The sequence below is a fragment of the Ottowia sp. oral taxon 894 genome (genome assembly GCF_001262075.1).
Classification (GTDB): domain Bacteria; phylum Pseudomonadota; class Gammaproteobacteria; order Burkholderiales; family Burkholderiaceae_C; genus Ottowia; species Ottowia massiliensis.
In genome coordinates this window covers 1,380,677-1,396,028 of record NZ_CP012073.1, presented here as the reverse complement: position 1 = coordinate 1,396,028, position 15,352 = coordinate 1,380,677, and the positions used below count along the sequence as shown (strand labels likewise).

Here is a 15,352-nt window from a genome sequence, read left to right as displayed (position 1 = left end):
GCTTTATCACGTTTATTTCCACGAAAAGGAGAAAAAATGACAGCCACAACCAGCCTTGAAGACTTTCTGCGCAATGTGCAGCGGCGCGATCCGGACCAGCCGGAATTTCTGCAAGCCGTGCGCGAGGTGCTTACCAGCCTCTGGCCCTTCCTGGAGAAGAACCCGCAGTACCGCGAATACGCCCTGCTGGAGCGCCTGTGCGAGCCGGACCGCGTGGTGCAGTTTCGCGTGAGCTGGACCGACGACCAGGGCCGCACGCAAGTCAATCGCGCCTTTCGCATCCAGCACAGCAAGGCCATTGGCCCCTACAAGGGCGGCATGCGCTTTCACCCCAGCGTGAATTTGTCGATTCTGAAATTCCTGGCCTTCGAGCAAAGCTTCAAAAACGCGCTCACCACGCTGCCCATGGGCGGCGGCAAGGGCGGCTCCGACTTTGACCCCAAAGGCAAGAGCGACGCCGAAGTCATGCGCTTTTGCCAGGCGCTGGTGCAGGAGCTGTTCCGCCACATCGGCCCTGACACCGACGTGCCCGCTGGCGACATTGGCGTGGGCGCACGCGAAGTGGGCTACATGGCCGGCATGATGAAAAAGCTCAGCAACAGCGCCGCCTGCGTCTTCACCGGCAAAGGCATGAGCTTTGGCGGCAGCCTGATGCGCCCCGAAGCCACGGGCTACGGCGTGGCCTACTTCGCGCAGGAAATGCTCGCGCGCAAGAGCGAAGGCTTTGAAGGCAAGCGCGTGTCCATCAGCGGCAGCGGCAACGTGGCCCAGTACGCCGCCGAAAAGGCGCTGGAGATGGGCGCGAAAGTCATCACCCTGTCGGACTCGGGCGGCACGCTGGTGCATGAAGCGGGCCTGAGCCGCGAACAAGTGCTGGCCGTGATGGAGCTGAAAAACGTGCAGCGCGGCCGCCTGGCCGACTTCGCGGCGCGGCATGGCCTCACTTTCCTGCCCGGCAGCCGCCCCTGGCACGTCAAAACCGACATCGCCCTGCCTTGCGCCACGCAAAACGAGCTGGACGGCGAAGACGCCAAAACGCTGGTCAAAAACGGCGTGCTCTGCGTTGCCGAAGGTGCCAACATGCCCAGCACGCTGGAAGCGGTGGATGTCTTTTTGGCCGCTGGCACGCTCTACGCGCCCGGCAAGGCCAGCAACGCGGGCGGCGTGGCCACCTCGGGCCTGGAGATGAGCCAGAACGCCATGCGGCTGGGCTGGACGGCGCAGGAAGTGGACGAGCGCCTGCACGCCATCATGAAAGACATTCACCAAAACTGCGTGCGCTACGGCGAGCGCGCCCAGGGCGCGGTGAACTACGTGGAAGGCGCCAACATCGCCGGCTTCGTCAAGCTGGCCGATGCCATGCTCGCCCAGGGCGTGGTCTGAAAAAGGGTGGCCCAGCCACCCTTTTTCATTTGCGGCGCGCGCCTGGCGCCTTTTTGATCTTCTGGCCTTCCATCCGGCTCCTCTGGCCCGGCGCCATCAAAATCAGGAGCTGATTCAAAGGGGTCAAAATACCGCTTTGCGCACATTCCACTAGGACGTCATGCTATAGATAAAAGAGCTAAAAAGACGCCGCAAGCGGGCTGAATTCGCCATCTGCGCCCCGGGCCAGGCGCTCCAGCAGGGCGGCTGGATGGGTATCGACATCAACCAGCGCCATCAAATCGGGGGACATGAAGCCTTGCGCCTGGCTATGGCGCAGAAAAGACAGCAGGCCGTCGTAGAAGCCGTCATGGTTGAGCAGGCCAATGGGCTTGGCGTGATAGCCGAGCTGGCGCCACGTCCAGGCTTCAAAAAATTCCTCGAAAGTGCCAATGCCGCCGGGCAGGGCCAGAAAAGCGCTGGCGCGGGCGGCCATGAGGTGCTTGCGCTCGTGCATGGTCTGCACAACGTGCAGCTCGGTGCAGCCGCGATGGGCATGCTCGCGCTCAACCAGCGCCTGCGGAATAACGCCAATGACGCGGCCGCCCGCTTGCAGCGTGGCATCAGCCACAGCGCCCATAAGGCCGTTTTTGCCGCCGCCATACACAAGCTGGCCGCCGTGCTGGCCGATCCAGCGGCCCGTTTGCGCGGCCAGGGCGGCAAAAGCAGGATCAGCGCCAGAGCGGGAGCCGCAATAAACGCAAATGGAAAAGGCGGGTTCTTTCATGAACGGACAGGCGTTGAGGGAAACCAGAATGAAAAGGAGGGCGCTGACAGCGCCAGGCGCAGCAAAAACCGGCGTCAAGCCAGTCTGCGTGCGCCCTCCCCCGCAACTTTTTCACGCAAAACGGGCGCAGATGGCGGCCAGCCAAATGCCGCCAGCCAGCAGCAGCGCCAGCAGCACGGCGGCGCTGCCCAGGTCTTTGGCCCGTTTGGAAAGCGGGTGCCGTTGCAAGCCGATGCGGTCAATGGCCGCCTCGATGCCGCTGTTGAGCAGCTCAGCCACCATGACGATGAGGCAAGAGCCAGCGAGCAGGGCGGTTTCCACCCAGTTGCGGCCCAGCCAGAAGGCGGCCGGAACGAGCACGAAGCTCAGCGCCGCTTCCTGCCGGAAGGCGGGCTCGCGCCAGGCGGCGCGCAAGCCCGCCAGCGAGTAGCCGAAGGCATGCCACAGGCGCGCCAGACCGGTGCGTTTGGGCGGCAGGCCGCTGGAAATATCCGCAGCGCCCTGGGCTTGCGGCGTGGAAGGTGAGTCAGGCGGCGTCGGCATTGGAAGCAGGAGCGGGCGAAGAGGCAGGGGCGGGCGAAGCTGGCGTTTTCGGCGCGCGCGCATCCGTCAGGCGCGTGCCGGCGAGCACGTCGTGCCAGAACTGGCCTTCGGGCTGAAAGCGCGAGAGCAGCGCCCAGACGGCGATCCAGCCCAGGGTGAGCACGCCCACTTCAGCCGCAGGCAGATGAAAAGGGGCGCTCAGGGCCAGCGGGGGCAGAAACCACAGCCAGCACAGCAGGTAGCGCCAGGCGGCGCGCGCCTGCGTGAGGGGGCGGCCTTGCCGGTCGGTGATGCCGATGCGCCAGGTTTTCATGGCCAGCGTCTGCCCCTTGGACCAGAACCAGCAAAAGTAGATGCCGCACACCAGAAAGAGAAACGCCTGCATGGCGTGTCGGTGTTCAAGCGCGTGGCGCATCTGGGCGGCAATGCTGAAAACCAGGCCCGCCGCGACGACGACGCCAAACATCAGCACGCCCTCGTACAGCCAGCAGGCCATGCGGCGGCGCAGTGGGGGGGCAGGCATGAAAAAACGGATGGAGCGGGTGAAGCAAAAAAGCCTGGCGGCGCAACAGGCGCGCGCCGCAGGCGGTGAGCGGCCGATTATCTGGCGCTGTCAGGCGCGCCAATGGCCGGGGCTGGCTCACGCGCCAGCCGTTCGCGCTCTTGCCGGGGCAGATGCTGGTAGGCCTCCCAGCGGAGCTTTTTTTCGTCAGCGGGCACGCTGCGGGCTTCGTCAAAGCTCTGGCGCGCCTGCGCGCGCTGCTGGGGCGTGAGAGCGGCCCACTCACGCATGCGGCTTTGCAGGCTCGCCTGCTCGTCCGCGCTCATGCTGCGATAGCTTTGCGCCAAAGCAAGCCAATGGCCTTGCTGCTCGGGACTCATCCCGGGCCACTGGGCGGCCAGCGGAGCCAGGGCGGTTTGCTGCTCCGGCGTGAGCGCCGTCCACGGCTGGGCATGCGCGGCGCAGGCGGCCAGCAGGCAGACGGCGGCCAGCAAGGAGCGTGGCAGGGGCGGGTATTTCATGGCGAAGGGGCGGCGCAAAAGTCAATGCACGTTGGCTGGCGGCTGGGTCAGGCGCAGGTATTGCAGAAAACCCGGGTCTGCGTAGGCTTTGGGCGGCAAGGTATCGGCCACGAGATCGGCATCGACTTCGGCCACGCGCGGATCGGGCAGGCGCATTTGCTGCGGCTGCAAGGCCAGCAGGCCTGCCAGCAACGCGGCCAGCGCCAGCGCGGGCGCCAGCCAGCCCAGCCAGCCAAAACCAGGCTCGCCGCCTGCGGCCAGCGCCGCATGGCGGCCTTGCGTCACGATGGCAGACGCGGGCTGTGCGGCGGCGAGCGCAGCGGTTTTGCGCGCGGCCAGCGCCTGCTGGCGCGCGATGCGCAGGCGTTCGCTGACGTCATGCGGCACGCCGCCGCCTTCCAGCCGGGCGGCGATGCGGTTGGCGAATTGGTCGATGCGTTTCTGGGTGGTCATGGCGAAATTCCCTGGGCCTGGAGCGTGCGGGCCAGCGCTTGCGTGGCGCGCGAGCAGTGCGTTTTGACGCTGCCAGCCGAGCAGCCCATGACGGCGGCTGTTTCGGCGACATCCAGCTCTTCCCAGTAACGCAACAGAAAGGCTTCGCGTTGACGCGCAGGCAGCTCTTGCAGCGCCTTTTCAATCAGGCGCAGCACTTCGCGGCGGCTCAGGGAGGTTTCGGCGCTTTCGGCGGCGGCCTCGGCCCCCGCAATGGCCTGGAGCACTTCAAGCGCGTCGGGGCCGCCCTCTTCTTCATCGCCGCTGATCAGATCGGCCGCGCTGGCCAGATGGGCGTCGCGCGTTTTCTGGCGGCGAAACCAGTCCATCGTCTGATTGGCCAGGATGCGCTGAAACAGCAGCGGCAGCTCTTGCGCAGGGCGGTCGCCATAACGCAGCGCCAGCTTGAGCATGCTGTCTTGCACGATGTCCAGCGCCGCGTCGTCATCGCGCACTTGCCAGACGGCACGCTTGAAGGCGCGCTTTTCCACGCTTTTGAGAAAGTCGGAGAGTTCCTGTTCGGTAGCCAAGGGCAATTGCTCAACTCAAGAGGTGCGGCAAATTATGAAGACGCGCGCCGTGGCCGCGCTTTCTGGTTTTGCCAAGACGGACTGCTCCCGCCCCGGTGAAGGCGCTCTTTCATGCGGCAACCCGTCCGTCAAATGCCTGCGGGCGGACTGGGGCGCGGCAGATGGCCGGAACCACGGTTGGCATCGCAGGCCCCGCATCATCAAAAACAGGAGCAAATTCAGAGGACGGAAATAGCATATTGCGCGGTTTCCACTAGGACATCATGCTATTGATAAAGGAGCGAAAAACCGGCGCTACGGTCTGCGCCTTGCTTCATGCGCCCCGCTCTTTTCGCGCCGGTGTGGCGGAAAGGAGGGGGCTGGCAAGGCAAGACGCTTGGGCGCCGCTGCTGCAAAGGCGGCGGGACAGCAGAGAAACGGTCATTCAATCGTCGTCATCGTCATCGTCGTCGCCATCCCAGTCCGGTTTTTCATAAATGGCGCTGCCATCGGGCGGCAGGCGCAGCTTGACACGGTAGCCGGCGGGGTTGATGGCTTCGGCTTCCCAGCGGCCATCGTCGAAATCCACGTCATGAATGCGGCGGTAGCCCGCCGAGCGCAGGATGTGGCGCACCTGTGAAGACGAGATGCGGTATTTGTGCTTGCGCGGTTTTTCAGGCGGCGGCATGTAGCCGGGCGTGACCACATAGCCCGGCGGCGCCACGTAGGCCGGGCCGCCAGGCACGACCAAGGCCGATTTTTCTTTGGCGGCGGCCGGCAGCGCCAGCGCGGCCGTGGCGGCCAGCGTGGCCATGGCGAGCAGGTTTCTGGTTTTCATGGATGGACTCCTTCGAAAGAAACAGAAAAAACGATGAGCGCATCTTCCGCCGAGCGGTCTGAATGCGGCCTGAAGCGCGCGTTCATCTGTGGTTCATGGCGCCGCGCGGTTTTCATCGCGCGGCTTTCATAATTGCAAGCTGGTTTTGATTGGCACGCAAAGGAGTTTTCCGGTCATGCGCAAATCCTATTTTCTGGCTTTGGCCGCCATGCTGGCCGCCAGCGCGGCCTGGGCGCAGCCCAAGGGCGGATTGATTGATGTGGCCGTCGAGCGCGTCTGGGCGCGCGCCACCGTGCCGGGCCAGCAGACGGCGGGGGTGTACATGACGCTGAAGTCTGCGGCCCCTGCCCGGCTGGTGGGCGCTTCTTCGCCGCTGGCCGAGCGCATTGAAATTCACGAAATGTCGCTGCAAGGCGATGTGATGCGCATGCACGCCACGCCTGCGCTGCCGCTGCCAGCGGGGCAGGCGGTAGCGCTCAAGCCCGGCGGCGGACACCTGATGCTGATGGGGTTGAAGCAGCCGCTGACGCCGCGCGCCGATGTGCCGCTGACGCTCATCTTTGAAGACGGCTCCGGCATGAAAGGCTCCATTGAGCTGCGCGTGCCCGTGCGCGCGCTGGGGCGGCCTGACCCGCAGGCTGCGGCGGAGGATGAATCGGCCAGCGCTCCAGAAAGCGCCCGTCTTTCTCCGGCCGTTCGCGCGCGCTGAAAACAGTGGTTCGGGTGCGCCGCGCGCGGTATTCTCATTGCACTTTCTACAACTTCAGGAGACCAGCATGGGCCAGTCGGGCGGCGTATTTGATTTCGGCAATTTCTTTCCGGGCCTGGACTTTTTCACGGGCAAAGGCGCTTCCGCGTGGCTGATGCCCACCGTGAGCGAGCAGGAGCTGGACAAGCGCATTGCAGAGCTGAAAACGGTGCTGTTCTGGCTGGAGCAAAACGCTGCGGCCATCAAGGCGGGCATTCAGGCGCTGGAAGTGCAGAAGATGACGCTGGCCACGCTGCAAAGCATGAACGTGGGCGCTGCCGAGCTGGCGCGCGCTTTTGCCATGCCAGCGGCAGCGCCCAGGCCAGCCGCAGCGGCCGCTTCCGCGCCGCCGCCTCCGGCGGCAACCCGGGCTGCGCCTGAGGCCGCCAAGCCCGAGCCTGCGGCAGCAGTCAATAGCGCCGTGCCCGACCCGTTGCAGTGGTGGAATGCGCTGACCCAGCAATTCCAGAGCATGGCCGCTGCGACGGCGGCGACGGCCGCCACAGCCGCCAGCGCCATGACGGCGCCCATGGCCCCGCCTGCCGCCAAGGACCCTGCGGCCAAGGCGGCTGACGCAAAGGCGGCCCAGGCCGTGGACAAGACCGCCGCCCGGCCAGCCGCCAAAACGGCGCCCAGAACCGCCGCAAAGACCCGCGCGAAAACCGCCGGAACCACCAAAGCCGCCGCCAAGGCGGGCGGCAAGGCAGGCAAGGCCGCAGCGCCCCGCAAAGGCAAGCCGGCCAGAGGTGCAAGCGCCGCAGACTTGTCATGAAGAACCTGCTCATGGCCTGTCCGTGGGGGGCAAAAGCGCGGGCCTCGGGCGCTCTGCTGCGTTGCAAACCCTTGCCGGCCACAAGACCCGGCGGCGGTTTGCGCCTTGCGGCCATTCCGATTCGCGGTTCCTCAAGGCCAGACTTCCGGGCAGGCTTTCAGGCTCACTCGATTAAGGCCCGCTTGACGGCATGAAGCTTTTTCCCGTTGGCCACGCCACGCACCCGCAGTGGCAAATGGCGGCGCACCTGGCGCTGGCGCAGTTGCGCGCGCAAATGGCGCTGCCCGGCTACGCCAGCAGCCCCACGCTGGGGCTGCTTTACATCACCAGCCCTTACGTGCCCCACGCACAGCATTTGCTGGACTGGCTGGCCGAGGCGCTGCCGGGCGTGCTGGGCTGGGCGGGCGCCGTGGGCGCGGGCGTGGCCGCGAGCAATGCGGAATATCTTGACGAGCCGGCCCTGTCCGTCATGCTCTGCGAGCTGCCGCCAGAGCAGTGGCGCGTGTTTTCAGGCGTCGCTCCGCTGCGCCGCCAGGGCGTTTTTTCTCCGCAGGCCGCCTTGGTGCATGCCGACGCGCACACGCCCGATGTGGCGGGCCTGATTGCCGAGCTGGCCGACTGCACGGCGTGCGGCCATCTGTTTGGCGGCCTGGCGGCCAGCCGGGGCGCTACCGTGCAGATGGCCGCCTCGCGCTCGGGCGGCATGGCGGGCGGCGCGCTGCTGGGCGGCGTGTTCAGCGGCGGCCTCACGGGCGTGGCCTTTGGCGAGGGCGTGCCGCTCATCACCCGCGTCACGCAAGGCTGCCATCCGGTTGGCCCCTGGCACACCATCACGCGAAGCGAAGGCAACATGGTGTTTGAAATCGACGGCGAGCCTGCTCTTGACGTGATGCTGGACGACATGCGAATCGATCTGTGCCAGCCCCAGCAGGCCATGCACGCCGTGCGGCAAATGCTGGTGGGTCTGTGCGACGCGCAAGCAGCCTGCCCCGCAGTCAGTTGCGGCATGAGCGAAGAGCTGGCCCTGCGGCATGGCCGCTTCGGCGCCGATGTGCTGGCGCGCCACCTTGTGGGCATTGACCCCGGCCAGCGCGGCCTGGCCGTGGCTGACGCAGTGCATTGCGGCCAGCGCTTGGCTTTTTGCCAGCGCGACGCCGCCAAGGCCCGCGCCGACCTGCGGCGCATCTGCTCGGGCATTCGGGACCTGCTTGAGCCGGCCTTCATTCCCGCCGAAACCGCCGCCGCGCTGGCCGCGCCGCCGCCGCTGTCGCAGCCGCATCCGGCGCGGCGCATTGCCGGGGCCATTTACGTCAGCTGCGCCAGCCGGGGCGGCCCTCACTTTGGCCATCCGGGCGCGGAGCTGCAAACCATTCGCCAGGCTCTGGGCGATGTGCCGCTCACCGGCTTTTTCTCCGGCGGCGAAATCGCCAGCCGCCGCCTGCTGGGCTATGCGGGCGTGCTCACGGTGTTCGTGGACGAGGCCACCAGCTGAAGCGGCCTGGCTTTTCAGGCACAAATCGGCCCCAGGTCCTAGTGGAATCTGCGCGGGCCGCTATCAAAATCGAAGTATTTCCGCCTTGCTCACCCATCATGATTCTTGACCCCACCCAACCCGGCGCGCTGGCGCAGGCCGCCGACGCCGTGGCCGCCGGCGAGCTGCTGGGCCTGCCCACCGAAACCGTGTATGGCCTGGCCGCCGATGCCGAAAACGCCGGGGCCGTGCGCCGCATCTTCGCCCTCAAGGGCCGGCCCGCCAGCCACCCTCTCATCGTGCATGTGGCAGGCAGCGAAGCGGCCGGGCATTTCGCGCGGCAAGTGCCTGATCTGGCGCAGCGGCTGATGGCCGCCTTCTGGCCCGGGCCGCTCACGCTCATCCTCGCGCGCCGCGAGGGCGTGGCGGACGAAGCGGCGGGCGGGCACGCCAGCATTGGCCTGCGCTGCCCCGCGCACCCCGTGGCGCAAAGCCTGCTGGCGGCCTGCGCGGCGCGCGGCGTGCACGGGCTGGCCGCGCCCAGCGCCAACCGCTTCGGGCGCGTCAGCCCCACCACGGCGGCGCACGTGGCAGAAGAATTCGCAGACGTGCTGGTGCTGGACGGCGGCGCTTGCGCGGTGGGCATTGAATCGGCCATCGTGGACTGCACGCGCGGCCAGCCCGTGCTGCTGCGCCCCGGAGCGATTTCGCGCGCCGAGCTGGAAAAAGCGGCGGGCTGCCGCGTGCGCCATCCAGACGAGCTGGCCGCGCCCGGCCCCCAGGCCCCCGGCACGCTGGCCGCCCATTACGCGCCCCGCGCCACGGTGCGGCTGATGGACGGCAAGATGCTGAAAACCGCGCTGGAGCTGCTGGGCAGCGAGGCCGCGCACATTGCCGTGTGGTCGCGCGCCGCGCTGAAATCCGCCTCGCGCAAGCTGATCTTGCGCCGCATGCCCGACAACCCCGCGCAGGCCGCGCACGAGCTGTTTGCCACGCTGCGCGCGTTTGACCAGGCGCAAGTCAAGCTCATCTGGGTGGAAACGCCCCCGCCCGAAATCGAATGGGAAGGCGTGCGCGACCGCCTGGAGCGCGCAGCAGCCAGCGCCGCAGGCGCGCGCGAGTGAGCAGAGAGTGAGTCGAGCGAAAACTTCTGCGCCAGGCGCAAGAAAAGTGCAGTCGCATTGCCATGCGCAGTGATAAAACCGGCGTCAGCTTCTGGGCCGCCGCAGACTTGGCGGCTGTAATCAGTTCTTGGTGGTGGTCTATCAGTTTTAGCTTCTTTTTTGATAGCGTGAGGTCCCCGTATTCATTGCGACACATGCTGTTTTAAAGGCATTGAATTTGCTCCTCTTTTTGAATTGAAATTATCGTTTTCCGCATCCTGCGGCCCGCTTTTCTCAACCCAGTCAGCAAAGGAGAGACACCATGACTGAAAAAGTAGCTGTCATTACCGGATCAGGCGACGGCCTGGGCAAAGGCATTGCCCAGAGGCTGGCGCAGGATGGCTTCAGGATCGTCTTGTCTGACATCAATGCCGCCACGCTGGAAAAGACCGAGGCCGAATTCAAGGCCGCAGGCCAGGCCGTCACCGCCTTCCGTGGCGACGTGAGCCGCCGCGAAGACCAGTTCGCGCTGGTGCAGCACGCCGTGCAGGCTTTCGGGCGCATCGACGTGTTCGTGAACAACGCGGGCATTGAAGACGTCATGCCGCTGGACAAAGTCACCGCCGCCGACTTTGACCGCGTGTTCGGCATCAACGTCAAGGGCGTGCTCTTTGGCATTCAGGCCGCCGCCGAGCAAATGAAAAAGCAGGGCGGCGACCGCATCTGCAAGATCATCAACGCCGCCAGCATTGCCGCGCATGAGTCTTACGACCTGCTGGGCGTGTACTGCGCCAGCAAGCACGCCGTGCGCTCGCTCACCGTCACCGCCGCCAAGGAGCTGGCGCCCTACAAAATCACCGTGAACGCCTATTGCCCCGGCGTGGCGGGCACCCGCATGTGGGACCGCATTGACGAGGAAATGGCCAAGATTCACGGCTGGCAGCCCGGCGAAGCCTTCAAGCGCTTCTCATCCGGCATCCTGATGGGCCGCCCGCAAGTGCCTGCCGACGTGGCCTCGCTCGTGCATTACCTGGCCTCGCCCGACTCTGACTACATGACCGGCCAGGCCGTGCTCATCGACGGCGGCATGGTGTTCCGCTGATGCCGCAGGCGCAGCCCGCGCCCGCCTGAAAAAAGCCGCCGCAAGACGCTTCGCCCTTGCGGCGGCTTTTTTTGCCTGGGCCTGCCCGAGCGCACCTGGCAGCGGCAACAGCGGTTAGCCAGACAGGCGAATCGTTTCAAGGCGAAAGGCGGCGCGGCGGCAAGGCGCGCAGCGGCGGGGCGAACCGGGCAGACGGGCAGGAAGAAGCGGGCGATGGTGCTTTCTTTGCCAGCGGGGCCTTGAAAGCCCGAAGCCCGCCCCTATCATTGGCACTCGTTGGCGGCGAGTGCTAACAAACCAGCCCGCCGCCATGCATTCAGCCTGGCAGGCCCGCCGCAAGGCCCCTGCCAGTCCTCTTTTTTCAAGCAACCTTTTGAAGGAATGTCCATGAAACTGCGTCCCCTCGCCGATCGCGTGATCGTCAAGCGCCTGGAAAACGAAACCAAAACGGCCTCCGGCATCGTCATCCCCGACAACGCCGCCGAAAAGCCTGACCAGGGCGAAGTGCTGGCCGTCGGCCCCGGCAAGACCAACGACAAGGGCGAAACCAAGGCCCTGAGCGTGAAAGTGGGCGACCGCGTGCTGTTTGGCAAATACAGCGGCCAGACCGTCAAGGTGGACGGCGACGAGCTGCTGGTGATGAAGGAAGACGACCTGTTCGCCGTCGTCGAGAAGTGATTTTTCCCGGGCTGCGCCGCCATCTGCATTCATCCTGCGTCCGTCTTGCAGCAACTCGCAACATATTGGCGCGCCGCCTGATCCCTTTTGATTTTTGATTTCTGCCGGGCCTGATCCCGGCTTTTTACGGAGATACACACAAATGGCAGCAAAAGACGTTGTTTTCGGCTCTGACGCCCGCGCCCGCATGGTTGAAGGCGTGAACATCCTGGCCAACGCCGTGAAGGCAACCCTGGGCCCCAAAGGCCGCAACGTGGTGCTGGAACGCAGCTTTGGCGCACCCACCATCACCAAAGACGGCGTGTCCGTCGCCAAGGAAATCGAGCTGAAAGACAAGCTCCAGAACATGGGCGCACAAATGGTCAAGGAAGTGGCCTCCAAAACCAGCGACACCGCTGGCGACGGCACCACCACCGCCACCGTGCTGGCCCAGGCCATCGTGCGCGAAGGCATGAAATACGTGGCCGCCGGCATGAACCCGATGGACCTGAAGCGCGGCATCGACAAAGCCGTGGCTGAACTCGTCGAGCAACTGAAAAAAGCCAGCAAGGCCACCACCACCAGCAAGGAAATCGCCCAGGTCGGCACCATTTCCGCCAACTCGGACGAATCCATCGGCCAAATCATTGCCGACGCCATGGACAAAGTGGGCAAGGAAGGCGTCATCACCGTGGAAGACGGCAAGAGCCTGAACAACGAGCTGGACGTGGTCGAAGGCATGCAGTTCGACCGCGGCTACCTCAGCCCCTACTTCATCAACAACCCCGACAAACAAGCCGCCGTGCTGGAAAACCCCTACGTGCTGCTGTTTGATAAGAAGATCAGCAACATCCGCGACCTGCTGCCCACGCTGGAAGCCGTGGCCAAGGCCGGCCGTCCGCTGCTCATCATTGCCGAAGACGTGGAAGGCGAAGCCCTGGCCACGCTGGTGGTGAACACCATTCGCGGCATCCTGAAAGTGGTGGCCGTCAAGGCCCCCGGCTTCGGCGACCGCCGCAAGGCCATGCTGGAAGACATCGCCATCCTCACCGGCGGCAAAGTCATTGCCGAAGAAGTGGGCCTGTCGCTTGAAAAAGTGACGCTGGCCGATCTGGGCCAGGCCAAAACCATCGAAGTGGGCAAGGAAAACACCACCATCATCGACGGCGCCGGCAAGGCCGAAGACATTGAAGCGCGCGTCAAGCAAATCCGCGTGCAAATCGAAGAAGCCACCAGCGACTACGACCGCGAAAAACTGCAAGAGCGCGTGGCCAAGCTCGCTGGCGGCGTGGCCGTCATCAAGGTAGGCGCTGCCACCGAAGTGGAAATGAAAGAAAAGAAAGCCCGCGTGGAAGACGCCCTGCACGCCACCCGCGCTGCCGTGGAAGAAGGCATCGTCGCTGGCGGCGGCGTGGCCCTGCTGCGCGCCCGTCAGGCCGCTGGCGACATCAAAGGCGCCAACCCCGATCAGGACGCCGGCATCAAGCTCGTGCTCAAAGCCATTGAAGCGCCCCTGCGCGAAATCGTCATCAACGCCGGTGACGAAGCCAGCGTGGTCGTGAACAAGGTGCTGGAAGGCAAAGGCAACTTTGGCTACAACGCCGCCAACGGCCAGTATGGCGACCTGATCGAGCTGGGCATTCTGGACCCCACCAAAGTCACCCGCACCGCCTTGCAAAACGCCGCTTCCGTGGCCGGCCTGATGCTCACCACCGAATGCATGGTGGCCGAGGCCCCGAAGGAAGAAACCCCTGCCGCCCCCGGTGGCATGGGCGGCATGGGCGGCATGGGCATGGACATGTAAAGAGCCAGCCCTGCCGGGAGTCAAGCGCCTCACCTCGGCGCTTGCCCCGCGCCCGGTATTCAAAGCTGCCAGTCCTTCGCGGGCTGGCAGCTTTTTTATTGGGCGCGGTTTTCAGGCTGTTTCCCGATATTGACTTAAATCTTCGGCGGTTTTGGTGGGAACAAATTCAGTAATCTGGTATTCCGCCACGCCTTCGCGGTGAAATGGATCTTCCCGAATCAGCCTTTCCACCTGTTCCCGATGATCTGCCTTCACCAGGATAATGCCGCCAGTGCGCGGCTTTTTGCGCCCCGACATCAAAAAGATGCCCTCTTTGTAATACCGTTCGAGATACGCAATGTGCTCGGGCAAACAGGCTTCGACTTCCGGCAATCCTTTAATATATTCCAATGATACGATAAACATTTGTTTTCCTTTGAAAATGGCGGCCATTTAATCGAACGCCGCCTAAAAACGCCGCTTCAAAATCACAGGGCGCGCCGATTTTATTGGCTTTATCCAGGACCCTATTCGCTATGCGCCTTTGGCGGCAAATTCGGTATTGACCGCCACGGCATGTGATCTGCCCGATTGGAACGGCAATGGTTTGCCGTCTGGCTCGGCGGTTCCACCATTTAAGAAGATATTCAGGGTTTGTGCTATTTGTTAATACTTGATTACCTTGCCTTGTTGCTGCGGCTTTGAGAGTGAAAAGCGGTGTGCGGCTAACGCACGGGCAGGAAAGTCAGCAGCGGGGCGGCAGCCATGCCCTGGAGAAAGGAAATGGCGGCGCGGCGGTGGCGCTCGGTCAGGTGCGCGGCCACCAGATCCAGGCGGCCAATGATCTTGCCGAACTCGCGCTCGAAGCTGAGGTTTCGCCCGGCGGGGCCAGCTTCGTTGGCCAGCAGCAAGGGGCGGCCTGCGCTGTCGCGGCGGGTGTTGAGAATCCACAGCGCAATTTCCATGTTGCGGGCGGCGTTGTAGATGTGCTGGGGGTCGGGGCCGCTCAGGTAATGGAACTGGCGCTGGCCGCCGTGGGCGGTGATGAGGGTGTCGGCGCAAGCGATGACGAAGGCCGCCACGCGGTCGCCCGTGAAATCAGGCGAGAGCGCCAGCGCCAGCGCGGCCACGTCGCGCCGCCCTTGCAGCGCGGGCCAGGCGATGGCAGAGGCGGATTCCTGCTCGGGCGGCTCCTGCCCGGCTGCCTCGTCAGCTTCCTGCATGACGGCCTGGCGGATGGCCAGCAGGGCAGCCTCGCGCGAGGCGGCGGTTTTGCGCCACTGCACGGGATTGCGGCGGTAGAGCTTGTCGGCCAGCAACAGCAGGCTTTGCAGATTGGCCTGCATGGCGGTTCCCGCCAGGCGGTTGCCTTCACTTTGCAGCAGCTCCTGCCCGCCAAATTCGGCGCCCTGCACGCTGCCGTGCGGCGTGGGGGCGTTGCTGACGCAGCCTGCGGCCAGCAGGGCGCAGGCCATGAAAAAGGCTGCCGAAGCAGCCCGATGGAAGGCGCGCAGGGCACGCATGGAAAATGCCTGCGGTACGTTTGTGGTCAGGATTTGCCAGCCTGCGCGTCAGCCGTGATTTCGCCGGAGAGCTGACCGCCTTCCTCAATCACGATCTTGCCGTAGCGCACCTTGCCGGTGACTTTGCCGGTGGGGTAGATGATGAGCTTTTGGCGCACGGTGAGCGTGCCTTCGAACAGGCCGCGAATTTCAGCCGTGTCGATTTCGGCGGTGCCTTTGAAGGCGCCTTTGTCGGCAATCTGGATGACGCGGGCGTTGATGGTGGCTTCCACTGTGCCTTCCACGGCCAGCGTGTCGCAATCGGTGATTTCAACGCCCTTGAGCTTGATGTTGGCGCCTACCGTCAGGCGCGCGCCGTTGTCAGCGGCCGCCTGCGCGGCCTGGCTGGCGGCATGCGCGCCCAGCGGCTGCACGGGCGACGCAGCGGGCGCAGCGCCCAGCGGACGCACGGGAGTGGGTTGTGATTCGTTCTCGCGTTTGCCAAAGCTCAGGGCCATGTCTTCTCCTTGGGAATAAAAGATAATGTTGAATCAAATGGCTGGCGGGCAGTCTAATGGGTGTTACGCATCAAAACGGTCTGAAATGCCCGCATTTGCCCGCTTTTTCCTTTACTTGCTTTTCTTGCAATCCCCAACGCCT

General features: G+C 64.7%; 18 protein-coding genes. 8 read left to right on the top strand and 10 right to left on the bottom strand.

The window, feature by feature from the left end; translation table 11 throughout:
- The first annotated feature begins 36 nt into the window (after nucleotides 1-36).
- A complete protein-coding gene (gdhA, locus tag ADJ79_RS05935) occupies nucleotides 37-1,383 on the top strand; it encodes an NADP-specific glutamate dehydrogenase (RefSeq protein WP_050715192.1) in 1,347 nt (448 codons plus the stop codon).
- A gap of 178 nt (nucleotides 1,384-1,561) precedes the next feature.
- Here the strand turns inward: gdhA and ADJ79_RS05930 are convergent, their stop codons facing one another.
- From ADJ79_RS05930 to ADJ79_RS05900, 7 genes are all read right to left on the bottom strand, one after another.
- Nucleotides 1,562-2,149 carry a TIGR00730 family Rossman fold protein gene (locus tag ADJ79_RS05930; RefSeq protein WP_050715191.1) on the bottom strand — a complete coding sequence of 196 codons (588 nt, stop codon included), beginning with the start codon at nucleotides 2,147-2,149 and terminating at the stop codon, nucleotides 1,562-1,564.
- A 111-nt stretch (nucleotides 2,150-2,260) separates the two neighbouring features.
- A complete protein-coding gene (locus ADJ79_RS05925; protein WP_082203152.1) occupies nucleotides 2,261-2,692 on the bottom strand; it encodes a diacylglycerol kinase in 432 nt (143 codons plus the stop codon).
- Nucleotides 2,676-3,215: an RDD family protein gene (locus ADJ79_RS05920; protein ID WP_082203151.1), complete on the bottom strand. Its 540-nt coding sequence runs from the start codon at nucleotides 3,213-3,215 to the stop codon at nucleotides 2,676-2,678. The genes ADJ79_RS05925 and ADJ79_RS05920 overlap by 17 nt, the downstream gene beginning before the upstream one ends.
- A 77-nt stretch (nucleotides 3,216-3,292) precedes the next feature.
- The gene (locus ADJ79_RS05915) at nucleotides 3,293-3,715 is read right to left on the bottom strand and encodes a DUF3106 domain-containing protein (protein ID WP_050715189.1); all 423 of its coding nucleotides are present in this window, start codon (nucleotides 3,713-3,715) and stop codon (nucleotides 3,293-3,295) included.
- A gap of 21 nt (nucleotides 3,716-3,736) precedes the next feature.
- Nucleotides 3,737-4,168: a DUF3619 family protein gene (locus ADJ79_RS05910; RefSeq protein ID WP_050715188.1), complete on the bottom strand. Its 432-nt coding sequence runs from the start codon at nucleotides 4,166-4,168 to the stop codon at nucleotides 3,737-3,739.
- Nucleotides 4,165-4,737, bottom strand: a complete 573-nt coding sequence (locus ADJ79_RS05905; protein WP_050716453.1) for an RNA polymerase sigma factor — start codon at nucleotides 4,735-4,737, stop codon at nucleotides 4,165-4,167. Before ADJ79_RS05905 ends, ADJ79_RS05910 begins: the two co-directional genes overlap by 4 nt.
- 424 nt (nucleotides 4,738-5,161) lie before the next feature.
- Nucleotides 5,162-5,554: a PepSY domain-containing protein gene (locus ADJ79_RS05900; protein ID WP_050715187.1), complete on the bottom strand. Its 393-nt coding sequence runs from the start codon at nucleotides 5,552-5,554 to the stop codon at nucleotides 5,162-5,164.
- 175 nt (nucleotides 5,555-5,729) lie between these two features.
- Here ADJ79_RS05900 and ADJ79_RS05895 point away from each other — a divergent pair, with 175 nt between their 5' ends.
- The 7 genes from ADJ79_RS05895 to groL all read left to right on the top strand — a co-directional run bounded on the left by ADJ79_RS05895 (nucleotide 5,730) and on the right by groL (nucleotide 13,211).
- Entirely contained in the window at nucleotides 5,730-6,263 is a 534-nt protein-coding gene (locus ADJ79_RS05895; RefSeq protein WP_082203150.1) for a copper chaperone PCu(A)C, read from the top strand.
- Between the two features lie 67 nt (nucleotides 6,264-6,330).
- On the top strand, nucleotides 6,331-7,074 hold the full coding sequence (locus ADJ79_RS05890) for a PhaM family polyhydroxyalkanoate granule multifunctional regulatory protein (protein WP_050715186.1): 744 nt from the start codon (nucleotides 6,331-6,333) through the stop codon (nucleotides 7,072-7,074).
- Nucleotides 7,075-7,264: 190 nt separating this feature from the next.
- On the top strand, nucleotides 7,265-8,566 hold the full coding sequence (locus ADJ79_RS05885; protein ID WP_050715185.1) for an FIST N-terminal domain-containing protein: 1,302 nt from the start codon (nucleotides 7,265-7,267) through the stop codon (nucleotides 8,564-8,566).
- A gap of 98 nt (nucleotides 8,567-8,664) precedes the next feature.
- A complete protein-coding gene (locus tag ADJ79_RS05880) occupies nucleotides 8,665-9,669 on the top strand; it encodes an L-threonylcarbamoyladenylate synthase (protein ID WP_050716452.1) in 1,005 nt (334 codons plus the stop codon).
- 301 nt (nucleotides 9,670-9,970) lie between these two features.
- Nucleotides 9,971-10,750, top strand: coding sequence for an acetoin reductase (locus ADJ79_RS05875; RefSeq protein WP_050715184.1), 780 nt, complete (start codon nucleotides 9,971-9,973; stop codon nucleotides 10,748-10,750).
- Between the two features lie 387 nt (nucleotides 10,751-11,137).
- Nucleotides 11,138-11,428, top strand: a complete 291-nt coding sequence (groES, locus tag ADJ79_RS05870; RefSeq protein WP_050715183.1) for a co-chaperone GroES — start codon at nucleotides 11,138-11,140, stop codon at nucleotides 11,426-11,428.
- A 142-nt stretch (nucleotides 11,429-11,570) separates the two neighbouring features.
- A complete protein-coding gene (gene groL / locus ADJ79_RS05865; protein WP_050715182.1) occupies nucleotides 11,571-13,211 on the top strand; it encodes a chaperonin GroEL in 1,641 nt (546 codons plus the stop codon).
- Between the two features lie 111 nt (nucleotides 13,212-13,322).
- On the opposite strand, the gene ADJ79_RS05860 is transcribed toward groL, so the two are convergent.
- The 3 genes from ADJ79_RS05860 to ADJ79_RS05850 all read right to left on the bottom strand — a co-directional run bounded on the left by ADJ79_RS05860 (nucleotide 13,323) and on the right by ADJ79_RS05850 (nucleotide 15,210).
- A complete protein-coding gene (locus ADJ79_RS05860) occupies nucleotides 13,323-13,643 on the bottom strand; it encodes a YciI family protein (protein WP_371256938.1) in 321 nt (106 codons plus the stop codon).
- A 272-nt stretch (nucleotides 13,644-13,915) separates the two neighbouring features.
- On the bottom strand, nucleotides 13,916-14,713 hold the full coding sequence (locus ADJ79_RS05855) for a hypothetical protein (RefSeq protein ID WP_050715181.1): 798 nt from the start codon (nucleotides 14,711-14,713) through the stop codon (nucleotides 13,916-13,918).
- Nucleotides 14,714-14,739: 26 nt separating this feature from the next.
- Nucleotides 14,740-15,210 (bottom strand): polymer-forming cytoskeletal protein, encoded by a 471-nt coding sequence (locus tag ADJ79_RS05850; RefSeq protein WP_050715180.1) that lies wholly within the window; start codon nucleotides 15,208-15,210, stop codon nucleotides 14,740-14,742.
- Between the last annotated feature and the right edge of the window lie 142 nt (nucleotides 15,211-15,352).

What these genes read in the sequence shown, in the direction of transcription:
- ADJ79_RS05855 (WP_050715181.1), bottom strand. Translation starts at nt 14,713, where the DNA reads ATGCGTGCCCTGCGCGCCTTCCATCGGGCTGCTTCGGCAGCCTTTTTC.
- ADJ79_RS05930 (WP_050715191.1), bottom strand. Translation starts at nt 2,149, where the DNA reads ATGAAAGAACCCGCCTTTTCCATTTGCGTTTATTGCGGCTCCCGCTCT.
- ADJ79_RS05910 (WP_050715188.1), bottom strand. Translation starts at nt 4,168, where the DNA reads ATGACCACCCAGAAACGCATCGACCAATTCGCCAACCGCATCGCCGCC.
- ADJ79_RS05850 (WP_050715180.1), bottom strand. Translation starts at nt 15,210, where the DNA reads ATGGCCCTGAGCTTTGGCAAACGCGAGAACGAATCACAACCCACTCCC.
- gdhA (WP_050715192.1), top strand. Translation starts at nt 37, where the DNA reads ATGACAGCCACAACCAGCCTTGAAGACTTTCTGCGCAATGTGCAGCGG.
- ADJ79_RS05860 (WP_371256938.1), bottom strand. Translation starts at nt 13,643, where the DNA reads ATGGCCGCCATTTTCAAAGGAAAACAAATGTTTATCGTATCATTGGAA.
- ADJ79_RS05915 (WP_050715189.1), bottom strand. Translation starts at nt 3,715, where the DNA reads ATGAAATACCCGCCCCTGCCACGCTCCTTGCTGGCCGCCGTCTGCCTG.
- ADJ79_RS05895 (WP_082203150.1), top strand. Translation starts at nt 5,730, where the DNA reads ATGCGCAAATCCTATTTTCTGGCTTTGGCCGCCATGCTGGCCGCCAGC.
- ADJ79_RS05920 (WP_082203151.1), bottom strand. Translation starts at nt 3,215, where the DNA reads ATGCCTGCCCCCCCACTGCGCCGCCGCATGGCCTGCTGGCTGTACGAG.
- ADJ79_RS05900 (WP_050715187.1), bottom strand. Translation starts at nt 5,554, where the DNA reads ATGAAAACCAGAAACCTGCTCGCCATGGCCACGCTGGCCGCCACGGCC.
- groL (WP_050715182.1), top strand. Translation starts at nt 11,571, where the DNA reads ATGGCAGCAAAAGACGTTGTTTTCGGCTCTGACGCCCGCGCCCGCATG.
- ADJ79_RS05890 (WP_050715186.1), top strand. Translation starts at nt 6,331, where the DNA reads ATGGGCCAGTCGGGCGGCGTATTTGATTTCGGCAATTTCTTTCCGGGC.
- ADJ79_RS05925 (WP_082203152.1), bottom strand. Translation starts at nt 2,692, where the DNA reads ATGCCGACGCCGCCTGACTCACCTTCCACGCCGCAAGCCCAGGGCGCT.
- ADJ79_RS05885 (WP_050715185.1), top strand. Translation starts at nt 7,265, where the DNA reads ATGAAGCTTTTTCCCGTTGGCCACGCCACGCACCCGCAGTGGCAAATG.
- ADJ79_RS05875 (WP_050715184.1), top strand. Translation starts at nt 9,971, where the DNA reads ATGACTGAAAAAGTAGCTGTCATTACCGGATCAGGCGACGGCCTGGGC.
- ADJ79_RS05880 (WP_050716452.1), top strand. Translation starts at nt 8,665, where the DNA reads ATGATTCTTGACCCCACCCAACCCGGCGCGCTGGCGCAGGCCGCCGAC.
- groES (WP_050715183.1), top strand. Translation starts at nt 11,138, where the DNA reads ATGAAACTGCGTCCCCTCGCCGATCGCGTGATCGTCAAGCGCCTGGAA.